We start from the raw sequence: 18,256 nt of genomic DNA on the forward strand, positions 1-18,256 counted from the left end.
CCGAAAGTATAAAAAACTTAGAATAACTCAATCATTTGGAATTATTTTTTCTGAGAATATGATTATCTTTGCACACATAAAAACGTATTTGAATGAAACTTTTATTTATCACATTAGGATTATTAGCCTTAGCTATTGCAGGTATTGCTATTAAGATCTGGGCTAAAAAGGATGGTGAGTTTGCCGGAACTTGTGCGAGTCAAAATCCTGCTTTGAATACTACGGGTGAAGCTTGTGGTTTTTGTGGTAAGACTCCAGACCAGTTTGATACGTGTACTGAGACTTCTCACCAATAATTTTTTGAAATGATCTTTACTGTACTCTTCTACATCTTTGTAGCTGTTACGGTAATACAATTGATCTATTTTATCTCTTTTTTTTCTTTTGCTTTTCATCAATCCAAGCAAAGTAAAACTACAACAGAATTTCCTGTCTCTGTAATTGTTTGTTCTAAGAATGAAGAAACCAATCTTCAAAGATTGATTCCTTTGCTTTTGCAACAAGAGCATTCGAAATTTGAATTGGTATTGATCAATGATGCTTCTTCTGACAATACTTTGGAAGTGCTTCAAAATTTTCAAGAAAAAGATTCCCGTATCAGGATTGTTAATGTGGAAAACAACGAAGCTTTTTGGGGAAATAAAAAATACGCCTTAACACTGGGAATTAAAGCTGCCAAATACGATCATTTGCTCTTTACAGATGCTGATTGTGCTCCTGCATCTGCACATTGGATCTCGCAAATGAGTCAACAGTTCTCTACAACCAAGAGTATTGTTTTGGGCTATGGAAAATATAAATATGTAGGCTACTCTCTAGTGAATCTAATGATTCGTTTTGAGACATTACTTACCGCTGTGCAGTATTTTAGTTATGCGCGTTTAGGATCGCCTTACATGGCAGTTGGTAGAAACTTGGCGTATACCAAAGGAGAGTTTTTTAAAGTTAAAGGGTTTATCAATCATATTCAGGTGCGTTCCGGTGATGATGATCTGTTTATAAAAGATGCTGCAAACAATAAGAATACAGCCATTAGTTATCATCCTGATAGTTTTACCATTTCTGAAGCTCCAAAGAGTTTTACTGAATGGTTTCGTCAAAAAAGAAGGCATATATCTACAGCTTCCTTATACAAGTTCAAGCACAAATTCTTTTTAGGGCTTTTCTTTGTATCTAAATTCTCTTTTTGGTTGCTAGCTCCTTTTATCGTGTACTCAGAACCTATTGAAATGTCCTTACCTATCATAGGTTTGTATTTCGTATTCAATTATATTGCTTTAGGTGTTTCAGCCAAGAAACTAAAAGAAACACAGGTTATTTATTTCTTACCTCTGCTAGAAATCTTTTTGGTCTTATTTCAAATTACTATATTTATTGCCAACACGATTTCAAAACCCACCCATTGGAAATAACTGAAGAGATTCTAAATCATCACATCAGACAAGCAAAAGAAGGAAGTCAGATATCGTTTAACTTTTTGCTCGATCATTTTTGGAGTGATGTATATCAGTATCAACTCAAGAGAACTCAAAATGATAATGATGCAGAAGATATTACCATCCAATCTTTTTCCAAAGCTTTTGACAAGATCGATTCGTTTGATGCAAAGTATAAGTTCAAGACTTGGCTAATTACAATTTCAAAGAATATCCATATCGATATGGTTCGTAAGAATAAATCTTCTTTGAACCTTAAAACTACCCGAGAACAAGAAGAAGAGGCTTATGCTGTGGCTGATGATAGTCCTTCACCGGAAGACAAGATCATTACAGAACAAAATCTCGCTAAACTATTGAGAGATATCAAACAACTGAAGCCTAAATATCAGCAAGTTATTCATCTGCGCTATTTTCAAGAGTTGAGCTATAAAGAGATTTCTGAACAGATTGGAGAGCCAATGAACAATGTAAAGGTGAAGTTACTTCGTGCCAAAAAATTGTTAGCAGAAATCATAAAAAGATCATGAGTGCAAAATCCATTTTACGTTCTTTAGGCCCGGGACTCCTTTTTGCAGGAGCCGCGGTAGGGGTTTCCCATTTGGTACAATCTACCAGAGCCGGAGCTGAATTTGGATTTGGTTTGTTATGGGCATTGTTACTTGCCAACTTATTTAAATACCCTTTCTTTCAATTTGGTCCCAGGTATGCTGCTGCAACCGGAGAAACCTTATTGGATGGTTACAAAAGACTGGGAAAAGGTATTTTAATTGCTAGTTATGTAGTGAGCTTTGTAACTATGTTTATCATACAAGCTGCTGTTACTATTGTAACTGCAGGGTTGGCTAAAAACCTTTTTGGACTCAGTATCGAAATGGTAGATTGGTCATTGATCATCACCGGAGTAAGCATTGTTGTTCTGTTAGTTGGTAGGTACAAACTACTGGACAGTATGATGAAGTATATCATATTGTTGCTAACCATATGTACTATTGTAGCTGTAAATGTGGCTCTTTTTAAAACTACCGATACTTTTGATTTTTCTCAGGTATTACCTCAAGGAACCGTTGAGATCACGTTTCTTATCGCCTTCTTGGGATGGATGCCTGCTCCGCTAGATATTTCTATTTGGCAATCTATTTGGTCTTTAGAAAAAGAGAAAACCACTTTTCAAAAGATCAGTCCTAAGCAAGCTATTTTTGATTTTAATGTAGGGTATATCGGTACCATTTTCCTTGCGGTATGTTTTGTGATGTTAGGTGCTTTAGTGATGCACAAATCAGGTGAGACTTTCTCCGGTTCGGGAGGGGTTTTTGCCGGACAGCTTATTGAATTGTACACAAGCAGCTTAGGCGATTTTGCATATATCTTTATTGCTATTGCTGCCTTTACCACCATGTTTAGCACTACCATAACTACATTAGATGCATCGCCTAGAACTATGACTTTAGCCAATAACTTACTCTTCAATAAAAAAACAAAATTGAACTACTGGTTTTGGATCATCCTTTTAGGATTGGGAACTTATGTTATTCTCCGATATTTTAGAGACAACATGGGCTTAATGGTAAAGATAGCTACCGTACTGTCTTTTTTAACTGCTCCTTTCTATGCCATTTTGAATTATATTCTCATTACCGGAAAGCACACTCCTGAAGAGCATCGCCCTAATATCTATTTAAGAATATTAAGTATTTGTGGTATTTTATTCTTAGTAGGATTTAGTGTTTGGTATTTATTCAGCTTATAAGCTAGCTATATTTACACAAAAAACCAACTATGAAAATTAAAATTGCCGTTCTCTTTATCATTACTTTTTGTCAATATTCATTTTCTCAAGATATAGAGTGGAGTACTTATGATTTTGATTCTATTGTTTATTTAGATATGCCTAATGAGGTATATGAAATGGATACTATCATAAATAATCAAAAGCTTTATCAAATATTCTCTAAAAATGATTCAGTAGAGTTTGTTGCTCAAAAAATACTTTTGGGAAAAATGTCCTCAAATGGAGAGGTGATAAGGCCTCCAGACGACATCAAAAGCTTAAACAAACTATATTCAGATCTCATATGGGTTTTTACCGAACCTTATGAGCAATACTTTGGCTCCAGTAAAGAAATTATAAAAAATGATTTAAAAGGCTTTAAACTGACTTTTAAAAATGATAATGAAAAAATTGTAATTGAAGTTGACTTATTTATTGTCAATAAGAGTTTTTATACTTTTTCCTACTCCAATTTAAATGGTTTAAATGAAGCAGACAGAGATTTGTTCTTTAACTCTATAAACTTTGATAGTAAACAAGAGTTAAAGCAATATCATAAATCACCTTCTGTTTTTAATAAGTATACAGCTCTAACTCTTGTCACATTACTATTATTGTCATTCTTTTTCTCATTGATAAAAAGAAGAGCATAAAATCATTACAATTAAAAACCAAATATCTACAACACTTATAGTCAAGCAATTACACCCTTTCTTAAAAATACGTATTTAAACTCTTGTCTTACAATTGATTAGCCTATACCTTGATTCATTATTAATCAATTAATCATGTATTATGGCACGTATTAGTGGAAATATCCAACCCAACGGAACAAAAACATCGAACACCAGTAACAGTAAAAATGATTTTTCTGTAGATTTTAATGAGTATACTCAAATGTATACCATTACTTATGACAAACCTTTTAAAGAAGTACCTTCTGTATTAGTGAACAGAACCAATCAAGAAATAGGTCCTAATATCAATGTGAATATCACAACGGCGATCAATCCGGGAAAAGAATACAGTACGATTCAATTTTGGAACAATGACGAAAATAATTATGAAGGTTTTAATTTTTGTTTTGCTGCTTTTGGAGATTTAGCTTAAGCATTGAAATCATTTCTTTTCTTCGTACCTTTGTTGCTTAAATATTTCTATTGATGAGTAGCGATACAGTTGTAGCAACGGAAAGAAAGAAAAAACCTGAATGGTTACGTGTAAAACTTCCTGTAGGAAAAAAGTACACAGAGCTTCGTGGACTGGTAGATAAGTACAAACTAAATACTATTTGTACCAGTGGTAGCTGTCCTAATATGGGTGAATGTTGGGGAGAAGGAACTGCTACGTTTATGATCTTAGGAAATGTTTGTACGCGTTCTTGTGGGTTCTGTGGTGTAAAAACCGGAAGACCTGAAACAGTAGAATGGGATGAGCCTGAAAAAGTGGCACGTTCTATTAAGATCATGAGCATTAAGCATGCTGTGATTACTTCTGTAGATAGAGACGATTTAAAAGATGGCGGATCTATTATTTGGGCAGAAACGGTACAAGCAATCCGTAGAGCCAACCCTCATACAACCTTAGAAACTTTAATTCCTGACTTTCAAGGAAACGAGAAATTATTAGATCGTATCATTGAAGTACATCCAGAAGTAGTTTCGCATAATATGGAAACTGTACGTCGTTTGACTCGTGAAGTACGTATTCAAGCAAAATACGACAGAAGCTTGGGTGTTTTAAAATACTTAAAAGATAATGGTATGCGTACCAAATCCGGAATCATGTTAGGTTTGGGAGAAACAGAAGAAGAAGTAATTCAAACCATGAAAGATCTTCGCGAAGTTGGTTTGGATATTATTACCATTGGTCAATACCTACAACCAACCAAAAAACATTTACCGGTAAAACAATTCATTACTCCGGATCAATTCAAAAAATATGAAGAAATTGGTCTAGAATTAGGGTTTATGTATGTAGAAAGTGGTGCTTTGGTACGTTCTTCTTACAAAGCGCACAAACACGCTAGTTAAGCGTATTATTAAATTCCTAATTTTTTAGCGATTTACTGTGATTTTTTCAAAGCGAAAACGGTTACATTTTAAAGAATTCATAATTATTTTCTTTTAAATGTTAAATAAAAATAAAAATCACATCTTTTTAACAAAAAAATCAAAAATAATTCATTTTGGCACGGTAATTGAAATATACTTTACGAAGCAAGTAAAATTGTTTTCATTGTGTAAATTATTTGAATTAGTTGATTAGTAAAAACCACCTCGCCTGAGGTGGTTTTTGTATTTACAAAATACTTATTCTGTACTTGTTTCTTCAGACTGTATTTTCTTAGCTATATTTTCTACTTCATCTAAAACTCTCAATAAGTTTCCGCTCCATAATTGAGCGATCTGTTTTTCTGTATATCCTCGTTTTACCAACTCGGCTGTAACATTTAAAGTTTCTGATGCATCATCCCATCCATAGATTCCTCCTCCACCATCAAAGTCAGAGCTAATTCCTACGTGATCAATCCCGATCTTTTCAACCAAATAATCTATATGATCTACAAAATCTGCCACATCAACAGGTTGAGCTTTGCTTTTTACACTTTCTGCTGCTTTCTTAGAGACCTCTCTTCGTTTGGCAATGTATTCACTAATTTCTTCGTCTTTCATCTTTCTCACTTCTCCCCAAGGTTTGATCTCAAAACCTTCTTCTTTAGCTACTATTTTCATTTCTTCACCAAGTGCTTTTCTGTATGCATTGTGCTTATCAGTCTTTAAATAAGAACTAAAAGCCACAGTTTGTACAACACCTCCATTTTCTTTTAACCATTCCAATTGTTCATCATCTAAATTTCTACTGTGATTGCACAAAGCTCTTGCAGAAGAATGCGAAGCTATAATTGGTGCTTTGGAAAGTTCGATCATATCTTTCATCGATTTTTTTGAAGGATGAGAAACGTCAATCATCATTCCCCATTTGTTCATTTCTTTGATCACTTCTTTTCCTAATTCACTTACACCGTTATGCAACCAAATGCTGTCTTTTTCTCCGGTATTGGAATCGCACAGTTGACTGTGTCCGTTATGTGACAACGACATATATCTAGCTCCACGATCGTAAAACTCTTTTACTCGAGAAACATCGGTACCCACAGGATATCCGTTCTCAATTCCGATCATAGCCACTCTTTTTCCTTTTGAGTCGATCTCTTTTACCTCTTTAGAACTCGTAGCCAAACCAATTCTGTCGGGCGCTAATTCATTCACCAATCTATGAATAGCATCAAACTTACTAATTGCATTCTTGTATGCTTTTGCATATCCTTCTTCATTTAACTCTCCCTGCCCGGTATACACAATTAACCAAGCAACATCCAAATCACCTTCATCCATAAATGGCAAGTTTACTTGAGTGCTAAGTTTCTGATTATAATTTTTCTCTGCCGTAAAATTATTGACGTTGATATCGACATGCGTGTCTAGTTTGATCACTTTCTCATGAATTTCTTTGGCTTTTTTTAGTACCTCATCTGAATACTCCATAGGATTGTTTTCATTTGTTTTTTCTTTCGCACAGGAAGCAATAAGTACGAATAAAAGGAGAATTTTAAATGCTTTCATTTCAATTGGTTTAGTTATTGCTGTTAAAGATAGGAATCTTAGTCTATTCAATTTTTATTACTTTTAAATTATGAAAGTCAGATATTTACTTCTTTTCTTTTTATGCAACAGCACTTTGTTCTTTGCACAGGAATCTTTTGTTTTAAAAACTCCTAATGCAAAAAAACTCAAACAAAAGTTTGAGAAGAGCAATTACCAGATGAATATCATCGTATCTTATTTACAAGCAAATTACAAAGCTGTCTCTGGAAAAGTAGATGTAAAGAATGATGAAGAAATGGGTGGAGTTGAATGTGGTTATACCATGAAATTTGAGTTTGGGATCACATACACATACCACAACTGTGGTGAAGCTGCCCCTATGAAAGAGAAAATTGTTTTTCCAAAAACTGAATTGGCGAAATTGAAAAAATGGATAGAGCAGATTGACAAGGCAAATCCTTCTAATGAAGAAAGTGTTTGGTACAAAGGCAAGAATGAATATGGCCCAAAAAATGAAGAGGCCGGTTGCTATTATAAAATAAAACAATCTAAGTCAGAGAGTGTCGTTGATATTTTCTGCGGATGTTAGACATAAAAAAGGAGCTTTAAAAGCTCCTTTTTTATGTCTGATATTTTGTCTGTTCGAACGGAGTCGAGAACTTCTTACATTTCGACTCTGACCGTTTTTACATATGACTTAGATTGCACTGATAATATCGTACTTGGTAATGATGTGGTGCTTTCCATTTCCTAGATCAACCAAAACAGCTTGATTGTCTTTATTGATCAGCTTAGATACTTTATCTATAGAAGCATCTTTTTTCACAATAGGATAAGCAGCTCCCATCACATCTTTGATTGGTTTTTCTGCAATGTTCTTATCTTCTAAGAAATATTTTAACAAGGTAGATTCATCTACAGACCCAACAAATCCGTTTAAATCTTCAACAGGAATTTGAGATATTTTATATTCTCTCATTCTTTCAATTGCATGAGAAACCAATTCTTCTGTTCTTACAGTCAATAAAGGTTTGTCTGCATGATCTTTGATCAAATCTTCTGCTGTAGTAATCTCTTCATCTAAGAATCCTCTGTCACGCATCCAATCATCATTAAACATCTTTCCTACATAACGACTTCCGTGATCGTGGAATAACACAACAACTACATCATCTTTGGTAAAGTGCTCTTTCAATTGAAGAATTCCTTTTACGGCAGATCCCGCAGAGTTTCCAACAAAAATCCCTTCTTCTTTTGCAATCTTTCTCGTATACACAGCCGCATCTTTATCGGTTACCTTCGTAAATCCGTCAATCAGACTAAAATCTACATTTTCAGGTAAGATATCTTCTCCAATTCCTTCGGTAATGTATGGATAGATCTCATTCTCATCAAAGATTCCTGTTTCGTGGTATTTTTTAAATACAGATCCGTACGTATCTACTCCCCAAATCTTGATGTTTGGATTTTTCTCTTTTAAGTATTTCGCAGTTCCAGAAATGGTTCCTCCGGTTCCTACTCCTACTACAAAATGAGTGATCTTTCCTTCTGTTTGTTCCCAAATCTCAGGTCCAGTTTGCTCGTAGTGTGCTACAGCGTTAGAAGGGTTGTCATATTGATTTACATACCAAGAGTTTGGTGTTTCTTCTCCTAATCTTTTAGAAACAGAATAGTATGATCTTGGATCATCCGGTTCAACATTCGTTGGACATACAACTACCTCTGCTCCTACTGCTCTTAGGATATCCATCTTTTCTTTAGACTGCTTATCAGAGATCACAAAAATACATTTGTACCCTTTTACAATTGCAGCCAAAGCCAATCCCATTCCTGTGTTACCTGAAGTTCCTTCAATAATGGTTCCTCCCGGTTTTAAACGTCCGTCTGCCTCTGCATCTTCAATCATCTTTAATGCCATACGGTCTTTCACCGAATTTCCCGGGTTAAAAGTTTCTACTTTTGCCAGTACCAAGGCATCTACTTCTGAGGTTACAGAATTTAATTTTACCAAAGGAGTATTTCCTATGGTTTCTAATATATTTTTAGCGTAGTTCATTCAATTAAAATTGTGGTGCAAAGGAACGAAATATTTAACAATGTATAATTGTATTTCACAATAAAGGCGATGATTTTTTAATTGCATAACTAGAACACAAAAGTGTCTAGAAATAACTTTGCAAATTTAGATTTATGAACTGCTGCTCCATCCAACGGATTTCCCCACCACATGCCTTCACTGTTTGCTAAAAGTAGTAATGTAAGTTTCTTTTCTGGAACCTTAAGATACAAGGCGGTAAACCCTGCTTCTTCATCCCACCCCGCATGCCAAATCAATTTTTCACCACGGTATTCCTGTACATACCACCCAAAAGCATAAGGAAGCTTGATTCCTTCCGGATTAGTTGCCGGAGAAAATAGTTTTTTCATTACAGCTTCAGAAGCCAGAACTCCATTATCTAAAGCAATATCATATTTAGCAAGATCATTAACTGTAGATACAATACCCGCTCCGCCAGCAAGATGTCGTTCCGGGCGTAATAGCTCTCTATACCTACCTTCTTTATACTTGTAACCTTGCGACATATCAAAGAATACGTGAGGTTTATCTCGCTGCCATTGGCTAGCCATTGTCCAACTCATATCTGCCGGCCCCAAAATCTTTTCCTGAATAAGCTGTGCCAATGTATTATGACCTCTTTCAGCTGCTTGGATCGGATTTCCATGCATGTATTCTACATATCGTGAAAGCCTGGAATACATAATAGGATTGTAAAAAAATCGAGTTCCCGGCTTTCCATTAACCGTATGATTGAGAACATTCTGAATTGTGATGGGTTCTTTACAACGCAGATCTTTACCAAAAATGATCTTAGAATTTGACAACCAGTTACAAAAGCCTGCCCACCCCGGCATGTCATTAATTCGGTTATTCAAATCTACCTTACCTTCTTCTTCCAGTTGTAAAAACAAAAGCCCTAGAAAAGTTTTGGTTACAGAAGCAATCCAAAAAGGAGTATCAGGCGTGACCTTTTGAAATTCAAATCCATCTCCTGTATCAAAATGAGAAGCTCCATAACCTGTAGACCACGCCAGTTCTTTATCTTTTACAATAGCCACTGCCAGTCCCGGAATATGTTGTGCTTTTCTTAATGAGTCTAAGGCTTTACCAAAAGCTGTATATACCCCTTTCTCTTGAGCTTTTGTAGTCTTTTGAGATAGTGCTACTGTGCAAAAAAACAGTGCAGCAATCCATGTTATTCGTTTGATGTGTTTCATAAAGTGTAAAATGAGCTTGTTCTTATAGAGTTCTGATCGAAATCTATATTTGAATTATTTTACACTATAGACGAAAGCTTATTAGAGGAGTTGCGAATTTCTACAAAACCTACTTAAAACCAGTAAATTGCTAAGCGAATCGGATGGATTTTGAAGGTTGAATCTTTGTTATGATTACAGAAGGAATTAACAACATAGCAAAACACAAAACCAAGGTTCCTATGTTTAGCAATAACATTGAAAACACATTGATATACACAGGCACTTCAGAAACGTAATAATTTTCTGGGTCTAGCGTGATAAAACCAAAGTATTGTTGTGCTAAAAGAATTGTGAGTCCTATCAAATTTCCCCAAAACAATCCTTGTAAGATCAAATAGGTTGCATTGTATAAGAATACTTTACGAATACTCCAGTTAGAGCTTCCTAAAGCTTTTAAAACTCCGATCATAGGCACACGCTCTAAGATCAACACCAATAAAGCTGTGATCATATTAATTCCTGCCACTAGGATCATAATTCCGATAATAAACCAAATATTATTATCAAACAGGTCTATCCATTCAAAAATAGCCGGATAACTTCCTACAATGGTTTTAGAATCCAATGTAGAGCCTGTTTGGCTGTAGATCTCATTTCCTTTTTCTGTGAGTTGATCAAAATCATCAATAATCACTTCAAAGCCTCCTACTTCATCGTCTTTCCATTTGTTTAATCGTCTTACTTCACGTAGATCGCCAATCATCATACTTTGGTCAAACTCTAAGAAACCTGTACTGTAGATTCCCTTGATGATTAACTTATAATTGCTTGGTAGTTTGTTTTTTGAAGATTTTAAAAAGGAAACTAAAACAGTATCGTTCAGTTTTAATTTGAGTCGGTCTACCAATGTTTTCGACAACAGAATATCGCGAGTTCTTTTTTGGTCAAAATTTGGCACATCTCCTTCAACCAAATATTCTTTAAAGAAAGACCAATCATAATCCGTAGAAACTCCTTTAAAAACAATTCCCTCGAAATCTGTTTTGGTACGGATCAAACCTGCTTTGTTGGCAAAGACTTGTACGTTCTTAATCCCGTCTATGTTCTTAAAGTTTGGATAAAAATCTTGATTGATACTGACAGGTGCAATAGAAACATCAGAATTGTTATTGTCGTAATTTGTAATCTGCACATGCCCTTTAAAGCCCGACATTTTATCACGAATCTTACGTTGTAATCCGGCTCCGGTTGCTACCGAGATCATCATGATAATAATTCCCAAAGCAATTGCTGTGATTGCAATTTTAATTATTGGAGACGATATGCTACTTTTGTATTCCTTACCGGCAATAATCCGTTTGGCGACAAATAATTCGTAATTCAATTCTATGATTTTAACTGCTCGTAAAAGTACGTATTTATTCTTTGCTTTTTTACTGATGATTCATATGAGTTCTTGTGCTCAAAACTCATCAAACACTATTGTAACGGCGGCAGACCAAACCTCATTGTATCTCAAAAAGTTAAAAGGTAAAAAAATTGCCGTTGTAGCCAATCAAACTTCGGTTTTATCGGTTCTACAAAGAGCAGAAGTTTCAGAAAATGTGATGGGATCTAAAAAGGTAACACAACACCTGGTAGATTTCTTGCATAATTACAATGGAGTTACTGTAAAGAAAGTATTTGCTCCGGAACATGGATTCCGAGGAAAAGCAGATGCCGGTGAAGAGATCAAAGATGGTGTAGATACAAAAACCGGGCTTCCTATCATTTCTTTGTACGGCAAGAATAAGAAGCCTAGTAAAGAACAATTGAAAGGAATTAATGCTGTTGTTTTTGATATTCAAGATGTAGGAGTTCGTTTTTACACATACATTTCTACATTACATTATGTGATGGAAGCTTGTGCTGAATCTGGAATTCCTGTAATTGTTTTGGATAGACCAAATCCTAACGGACATTATATAGACGGGCCTGTTTTAGAACCAGAACATAAGAGTTTTGTGGGTATGCACCCGGTTCCTGTGGTTTATGGAATGACAATTGGAGAGTATGCAAAAATGATCAATGGAGAGAAATGGTTAGCCAACGGTATCAAAGCAAAGCTTACTGTGATTCCTTTAAAGAATTACACACATCAATCTGAATACAGCTTACCAATCAAGCCTTCTCCTAATTTACCAAATGATGTTTCTATAAACCTGTATCCTAGTTTGTGCTTTTTTGAAGGTACTAACGTTAGTGCGGGTCGCGGGACTGATATGCAATTTCAAGTATACGGTTCACCATTTTTAAGTGATAAGAATCCGTTTTCATACACGCCTTCTCCTAATGAAGGAGCTAAGTACCCAAAACATGCTTATATGATCTGCTATGGTGAAGATTTGAGAAAAACGCCACGTTTAAAAGAATTGAATCTAAGTTGGTTGATGAAAGCTTGCAAAGAGAACACAACCAAGAATTTCTTTAATAAGTTCTTTACCAAACTAGCAGGTACTACTATGTTACAATCGCAATTAGAAGGAGAAGTTCCTCAAGCAGACATTAAACGTACCTGGAAAGAAGGTTTGGAAAAGTTTAAAAAAGTAAGAGCGAAGTATTTGTTGTACAAATAGAATTAGAAAAATAAAACCCGGATTTAAAAATCCGGGCTCATATATATCTAAATAATTTTTAGCTCTTTTCTAATTTTTTAGCAATGTGATTGCGTAAGAAACTGTAGAGTCTTTTGTTTTCATCATGTATTTCTTCTTTAGAAAACATCTTTTCTAACCTCTTTAACGCTTTTTTATCTTTATCTTTTAAAGTACATGCATATACATGTTTCAGTAGAGCTATTCGTTGCTTCTCAGCCTTTGTAGCTTCTTTTTCTACCTCTTCTAAGTAGGTAATTCCGGTTTTTATAAACCTGCTTTTTAATTTTCCTTCATACTGCAAGGAAAGAACTAAATACTTACTGGCAATTTCTATAGCTTTTCTTGTTTCTTTTTCTTTTTCATAGGTGGTAAAGTCTTTGTGAAGAGAATTGAATACAGGAGAATAGGCTTTCAGAATTTTTTTAATCTGACTTTTGGTTACATCTGTAGAACATTGCAATAACATTTTTCCATTCGGATCAAAAATCATCATAAACTCCGGATACATTGGCAAGCTATATTTTCTTGCCAGTAACGGTCTTTCTCTGTATTCATCACTTACTTCCAAGCTTACAAAAACAAAGTTTCTTTTAAGCAATTGCGTTTCAAAATCATTAAAATCAATTTTCTCAAAATGCCTTCCATAAGGAGTCGCTGGGTTGTAAAAATTCACAAAGATCATCTTTCCTGACTTGGCTGCTTCTTTTTTAGCTTCTTCATAAGAATTGTACCAAATATCATTTGCATTTGCAGTGATAGAAATTAGAAAGACAACGAGTAATAAGTAAAGTTTTTTCATAATATATTTTTTTTGAGTTCAATTAATTCAGCAGCAAAAATCATTCCGATTTTCCTGAAACTGTTGGTTTTCTATATTTTTGAAAAGGTTGTTTTAATAACTCCCATAAATTACTGTTGATCTTTTCATCCGGAAAGGTATCTACTCCGTACACGATCTTTTCTCTATCCAAATACATATAAGTTCCCAACAAACGATCCCAGACAGAAAATATATTTCCGTAGTTAGAGTCTGTGTAAGGTAATAGATTATGATGGTGAATTTTATGCATATCGGGAGAAACAATCACATAACTCAACACCTTATCCAACCGTTTGGGCATTTTAATATTGGCATGAGTAAATTGCGTAAAGATGAGCGACATAGATTGATACAGCATTACAATAGCAATAGGAGTTCCAATGATAAAGACTCCGAACAGGGTAAATGTAAATCGAATCATACTCTCCAATGGATGATGTCTGTTTGCCGTAGTTGTATCTACTTTATGATCTGTATGATGTACCAAATGAACCATCCATAAAGGCTTTACTTTGTGTTCTACTAAATGTGGCAGGTAGGCTCCAAAGAAATCTAAGAGCAAGACTCCTAGAACAATCTTTGCTCCTGTAGACATTTCCGGCAACCAATTGATAATACCAAAATCATTGGCTTTTACCCAATCTGCTGTACTTAACAATAAAAATGCTAAAGCAAAATTAATGACTACTGTAGTTGCTGTAAAAAACAGATTTGGAAACGCATGCTTCCATTTGTGATAACTAAAACGAAACAGTGGCAAGGCGCCTTCTAACAACCAAAAAAAGGTGATTCCTCCAACCAAAATAATGCTTCTGTGAAGCGAGGGAATGTTCTCGAAGTAATTGAATATGGTTTCCAAGATGTGTAAATTTCCTTCTAAAATAAGGAATTTATTGTCTCCTCCCTAACCCTCTTCTTGGAAGGAATTGGAAACATCCTCTTGAGAGGATCATGGAGTATTTATAACGGCAAACGTTTCTTCAATTCTTCTACAATACTATAGGTGGCCGGGCAAATTTCTGTATTCTTAATTGTCAGATCTGTGATCTGTAGAAACTTTCTTCGATTGGTATGTGGATATTCTGAACAGGCTTTTGGTCTTACATCGTAGATAAAACAAGTATTATCTGACTCATCTAAAAAGGTACAAGGCGCCGACTTTAACACCATGAAATCATCTGAATCTCTCTCTAGATATTGATCTACAAATTGACGTTCTTTCATACGCAGGTGCTTTGCTATACGTTGAATATCTTTTTCTGTAAACATTGGACTGGTTGTTTTACAACAATTCCCACAAGTCAAACAGTCTGTTCTTTCAAACTCTTCATCGTGCAATTTCTGCATTAAAACATCCAAGCGCTTAGGTTTTCTTTTCTTAAGCTTTTGAAAATACTTCTTGTTCTCCTGTAGTGCTTCCTTTGCTAATTTTGGTAATTCTTCCAGTCGTTCGTCCATAATGCAAAAGTAGGAGAAATGATCCATAAGAATCTACTTCCTCAAGTTCCTTTTTCAAATTCCCTTTAATTATTCTTTCCATTGTGATTTCAGTCATAAAATAATTGTGGTTTGATATAGAACTTTGTCTTGTATTTTTGAAGAAGTGTAATTCTTCTCAAAATAAAAAATTATGTACCACAAGGCATTTAAAATTAGAACTTCCCTGATATTTATCTGGTTAGGATTTGTATTGGCTATCAGCTTTATGGAAGCTTGGCTTAAGTTTCAGGCTCCCGGAATTACTACAGAACTTGGATTGGGAATTGGGAGGTTGGTATTTGGCGCTCTTAATAAAGTAGAAATCGCTTGTTTGCTCATCATCCTTCTTAGTGTGTTCTTATCCGGAGCCGGAATTAGAAAAAACAACAGTATTCTAATTGTACTCACAGTGATCATACTTGCTCAAACTCTTTACCTACTCCCTGAATTAGATAAAAGAGCAGTTGCGATCATTGAAGGGCAAAATGTACCGGAAAGTAACCTACACCTCTACTATGTACTCTTGGAAGTTGTAAAAGTTATCTGCCTTGCTATTTATGGTATTCAACATTTAACCTCATTAAATTATGGAAATTCACCTACAAACTCTCGTAAGTGATATTGTTGCTGAGAATTACAAAGCTGCCAATATCTTTAAACGTCATCAAATTGATTTTTGCTGTAACGGACAACGTTCAATTCAAGAAGTTTCAGAGCTCAAAGAGATCGATCCTGAGTATTTGATCCAAGAAATTAACCAATACATTCAAGAAGAAGTAGAAAGCGATACCAACTATCTGTCTTGGGATATTGGCTTTCTGTCTGATTATATCTACAACAAGCATCATAAGTATGTTGAAGAAAAATCTCCTATTATCCTAGAGTTCTTAAATAAGATCTGTAAAGTACACGGAAGACAACATCCTGAGCTTTTCGATATTCAAGTATTATTTAGTGAAGCTGTCAAAGACTTAGCTGCACATATGAAAAAAGAAGAACTCATTCTGTTTCCTTATTTCAAAAAGCTAGCACAGATCTCTAAAGATGATTCTAAGCCAATCAATTCGCCTTTATTTGAAAATGTTTCTAGTCCTATTGCCGTTATGCACCTAGAACACGACAATGAAGGAGAGCGATTTAGAAAGATCTCAAAGCTTACAAATAAGTACACTACCGGAGAAGATGCATGTACCACCTATCGGGTTTGTTTTGCAATGCTTAAGGAGTTTGAAGAAGATCTGCACAAACACATTCATTTAGAAAATAATATTCTGTTTAAAAAAGCTCTTGAGATAGAGGAAGAATATAAGCGATCGAAGGCATTGTCTTAAGGTTTCAAACCGACTTTATCTGTATTCTTAAAATGTGCATTTTTGGGGTCTTTTGTCACTCAAATAAAAGTAACAGAGACATCCGTATCAAAACAAATAAAATACGTAATTTTGCACTTCAATTTTAATGAATTCGATGAATATTCAAGCACTACTTGAAACAAAAGTAAAAGAAGGTTTTTCTGCTTTATTTGATACTGAATTGCCCAGCGTAGAATTCCAAGCTACACGCAAGGATTTTGAGGGAGATATTACTGTGGTTGTATTTCCTATGCTTCGCTACAAAAAAGGGAATCCGGTACAAATTGGAGAAGAACTGGGAAGCTACCTAAAAGAGCACGTTGAAGAGATCAAAGATTTTAATGTTGTAAAAGGATTTTTAAATCTAGTTGTTTCTGATACTTTTTACATCAATTTCTTCAATGGTATTGCTACAAATGAATCTTACGGTTTCGTTAGTGAAACTGTAGATGCTATGATGGTAGAATATTCATCTCCCAACACCAACAAGCCTTTGCACTTAGGACACATCAGAAATAACCTTTTGGGATATTCTGTAGCCGAGATTTTAAAGGCTGCCGGTAAGAAAGTGTACAAGACACAAATCATCAACGATAGAGGAATTCATATTTGTAAATCCATGTTGGCATGGAAAAAATATGGAAATGGAGAAACTCCTGAGTCTACAGGATTGAAAGGTGATAAATTGGTTGGGAACTACTATGTAAAATTCGATCAAGAATATAAGAAAGAGATTGCCGAGTTGGTAGCCTCTGGTGTTTCTGAAGAGGATGCTAAGAAACAAGCTCCCTCTTTAGTAGAAGCTCAAAACATGCTCCGTAAATGGGAATCTGGAGATGCTGAGACTGTTGCGTTATGGAAAACTATGAACGGTTGGGTATACGAAGGATTCGATATTACTTACAAGAACTTGGGAGTAGATTTTGATGCTTTATACTATGAAAGTGATACTTATTTACTAGGAAAAGATGTGATTGCTGATGGATTGACCAAAGGAGTATTCTTTACTAAAGAAGATGGTTCTGTTTGGTGTGATCTGACAGATGAAGGATTGGATGAAAAATTGGTGTTGCGTTCTGATGGAACTGCGGTATACATGACGCAAGATATTGGAACAGCTATTCAGCGTGTTAAAGATTATTCCGATATCAACGGAATGGTATACACTGTAGGAAACGAGCAAGATTATCACTTTAAAGTATTATTCTTAATTCTTAAGAAGTTAGGATTCTCTTGGGCAGAGCAATTGTATCATTTGAGTTACGGAATGGTAGACCTTCCATCCGGAAAAATGAAATCTAGAGAAGGAACTGTAGTTGATGCCGATGATCTAATGATAGAAATGGCAAATACAGCCAGAGATATTTCTCAAGAGTTAGGAAAGCTTGACGGTTATTCTGACGAAGAAAAGAATGAGTTGTACAAAATGATCGGATTAGGAGCTTTGAAATACTTTATTTTAAAAGTAGATCCTAAGAAGAGAATTTTATTCGACCCACAAGCTTCTGTAGATTTCCAAGGAAACACAGGGCCTTTCGTGCAATATACCTATGCAAGAATTCAATCGATCTTGAGAAAAGCAGATTTCGATCATTCGAAAACTATTTCTGGAATTGACTTGCATGAGAAGGAGAAAGAATTGATCAAACAGTTAGAGCATTACCCGGAAGTAATTCAGCAAGCAGCAGCAAATTATTCGCCGGCTTTGATTGCTAATTACACCTATGATTTGGTGAAAGAATTCAATTCTTTTTACCAAAATGTCTCTATCTTAGGCGAAGCAAACGAAGACCAAAAAATATTTAGAGTACAGCTGTCTAAAAAAGTAGCTGATACCATAAAATCAGCATTCAGTTTGTTAGGAATTCAGGTTCCTAACCGAATGTAAACAACATG

The 18,256-nt window shown here is 35.0% G+C and carries 19 protein-coding genes; 12 read left to right on the plus strand and 7 right to left on the minus strand.

All coding sequences use genetic code 11. The annotated features are described in order from the left end of the window. The first annotated feature begins 92 nt into the window (after positions 1-92). From ACFSRZ_RS00365 to lipA, 7 genes are all read left to right on the plus strand, one after another. Entirely contained in the window at positions 93-296 is a 204-nt protein-coding gene (locus ACFSRZ_RS00365; protein WP_379664525.1) for a membrane or secreted protein, read from the plus strand. A gap of 9 nt (positions 297-305) precedes the next feature. Beyond that, positions 306-1,412, plus strand: coding sequence for a glycosyltransferase (locus ACFSRZ_RS00370; RefSeq protein WP_379664526.1), 1,107 nt, complete (start codon positions 306-308; stop codon positions 1,410-1,412). After that, positions 1,403-1,966 carry an RNA polymerase sigma factor gene (locus ACFSRZ_RS00375; protein WP_379664527.1) on the plus strand — a complete coding sequence of 188 codons (564 nt, stop codon included), beginning with the start codon at positions 1,403-1,405 and terminating at the stop codon, positions 1,964-1,966. Before ACFSRZ_RS00370 ends, ACFSRZ_RS00375 begins: the two co-directional genes overlap by 10 nt. Then, entirely contained in the window at positions 1,963-3,186 is a 1,224-nt protein-coding gene (locus ACFSRZ_RS00380) for an Nramp family divalent metal transporter (protein ID WP_379664528.1), read from the plus strand. Before ACFSRZ_RS00375 ends, ACFSRZ_RS00380 begins: the two co-directional genes overlap by 4 nt. A 29-nt stretch (positions 3,187-3,215) precedes the next feature. Next, positions 3,216-3,860: a hypothetical protein gene (locus ACFSRZ_RS00385; RefSeq protein WP_379664529.1), complete on the plus strand. Its 645-nt coding sequence runs from the start codon at positions 3,216-3,218 to the stop codon at positions 3,858-3,860. A 142-nt stretch (positions 3,861-4,002) separates the two neighbouring features. Then, positions 4,003-4,317, plus strand: a complete 315-nt coding sequence (locus tag ACFSRZ_RS00390) for a hypothetical protein (protein ID WP_379664530.1) — start codon at positions 4,003-4,005, stop codon at positions 4,315-4,317. A gap of 53 nt (positions 4,318-4,370) precedes the next feature. Beyond that, positions 4,371-5,240: a lipoyl synthase gene (gene lipA, locus ACFSRZ_RS00395; protein WP_379664531.1), complete on the plus strand. Its 870-nt coding sequence runs from the start codon at positions 4,371-4,373 to the stop codon at positions 5,238-5,240. A gap of 279 nt (positions 5,241-5,519) precedes the next feature. Here lipA and ACFSRZ_RS00400 read toward each other — a convergent pair whose 3' ends face one another. Then, positions 5,520-6,833 (minus strand): dipeptidase, encoded by a 1,314-nt coding sequence (locus ACFSRZ_RS00400; RefSeq protein ID WP_379664532.1) that lies wholly within the window; start codon positions 6,831-6,833, stop codon positions 5,520-5,522. 70 nt (positions 6,834-6,903) lie between these two features. On the opposite strand from ACFSRZ_RS00400, the gene ACFSRZ_RS00405 reads away from it, so the two are divergent. After that, positions 6,904-7,404 (plus strand): hypothetical protein, encoded by a 501-nt coding sequence (locus ACFSRZ_RS00405; protein WP_379664533.1) that lies wholly within the window; start codon positions 6,904-6,906, stop codon positions 7,402-7,404. A gap of 108 nt (positions 7,405-7,512) precedes the next feature. Here the strand turns inward: ACFSRZ_RS00405 and ACFSRZ_RS00410 are convergent, their stop codons facing one another. The 3 genes from ACFSRZ_RS00410 to ACFSRZ_RS00420 form a co-directional block, all read right to left on the minus strand. Beyond that, positions 7,513-8,871 (minus strand): pyridoxal-phosphate dependent enzyme, encoded by a 1,359-nt coding sequence (locus ACFSRZ_RS00410; RefSeq protein WP_379664534.1) that lies wholly within the window; start codon positions 8,869-8,871, stop codon positions 7,513-7,515. A gap of 89 nt (positions 8,872-8,960) precedes the next feature. Beyond that, complete coding sequence (locus ACFSRZ_RS00415) at positions 8,961-10,091, minus strand: serine hydrolase domain-containing protein (protein WP_379664535.1); 1,131 nt, start codon at positions 10,089-10,091, stop codon at positions 8,961-8,963. A gap of 130 nt (positions 10,092-10,221) precedes the next feature. After that, entirely contained in the window at positions 10,222-11,457 is a 1,236-nt protein-coding gene (locus tag ACFSRZ_RS00420) for an ABC transporter permease (RefSeq protein ID WP_379664536.1), read from the minus strand. A 4-nt stretch (positions 11,458-11,461) separates the two neighbouring features. Between ACFSRZ_RS00420 and ACFSRZ_RS00425 the strand changes: the two genes are divergently transcribed. Then, on the plus strand, positions 11,462-12,688 hold the full coding sequence (locus ACFSRZ_RS00425; protein WP_379664537.1) for an exo-beta-N-acetylmuramidase NamZ family protein: 1,227 nt from the start codon (positions 11,462-11,464) through the stop codon (positions 12,686-12,688). Between the two features lie 58 nt (positions 12,689-12,746). Here ACFSRZ_RS00425 and ACFSRZ_RS00430 read toward each other — a convergent pair whose 3' ends face one another. The 3 genes from ACFSRZ_RS00430 to ACFSRZ_RS00440 all read right to left on the minus strand — a co-directional run bounded on the left by ACFSRZ_RS00430 (position 12,747) and on the right by ACFSRZ_RS00440 (position 14,987). Further along, the gene (locus ACFSRZ_RS00430) at positions 12,747-13,508 is read right to left on the minus strand and encodes a thioredoxin family protein (RefSeq protein ID WP_379664538.1); all 762 of its coding nucleotides are present in this window, start codon (positions 13,506-13,508) and stop codon (positions 12,747-12,749) included. 40 nt (positions 13,509-13,548) lie between these two features. Then, positions 13,549-14,388, minus strand: a complete 840-nt coding sequence (locus ACFSRZ_RS00435) for a sterol desaturase family protein (protein ID WP_379664539.1) — start codon at positions 14,386-14,388, stop codon at positions 13,549-13,551. 101 nt (positions 14,389-14,489) lie between these two features. After that, positions 14,490-14,987, minus strand: a complete 498-nt coding sequence (locus ACFSRZ_RS00440) for a YkgJ family cysteine cluster protein (protein ID WP_379664540.1) — start codon at positions 14,985-14,987, stop codon at positions 14,490-14,492. 172 nt (positions 14,988-15,159) lie between these two features. On the opposite strand from ACFSRZ_RS00440, the gene ACFSRZ_RS00445 reads away from it, so the two are divergent. The 3 genes from ACFSRZ_RS00445 (at position 15,160) to argS (ending at position 18,248) form a co-directional block, all read left to right on the plus strand. Further along, positions 15,160-15,627, plus strand: coding sequence for a hypothetical protein (locus ACFSRZ_RS00445; RefSeq protein ID WP_379664541.1), 468 nt, complete (start codon positions 15,160-15,162; stop codon positions 15,625-15,627). After that, the gene (ric, locus tag ACFSRZ_RS00450; protein ID WP_379664542.1) at positions 15,596-16,339 is read left to right on the plus strand and encodes an iron-sulfur cluster repair di-iron protein; all 744 of its coding nucleotides are present in this window, start codon (positions 15,596-15,598) and stop codon (positions 16,337-16,339) included. The genes ACFSRZ_RS00445 and ric overlap by 32 nt, the downstream gene beginning before the upstream one ends. A gap of 136 nt (positions 16,340-16,475) precedes the next feature. Then, entirely contained in the window at positions 16,476-18,248 is a 1,773-nt protein-coding gene (gene argS / locus ACFSRZ_RS00455; RefSeq protein ID WP_379664543.1) for an arginine--tRNA ligase, read from the plus strand. The last annotated feature ends 8 nt before the right edge of the window (positions 18,249-18,256 follow it).

Origin of the sequence: Pseudotenacibaculum haliotis (assembly GCF_042684245.1) — a bacterium.
In the GTDB taxonomy this organism is placed as follows: domain Bacteria; phylum Bacteroidota; class Bacteroidia; order Flavobacteriales; family Flavobacteriaceae; genus Polaribacter; species Polaribacter haliotis_A.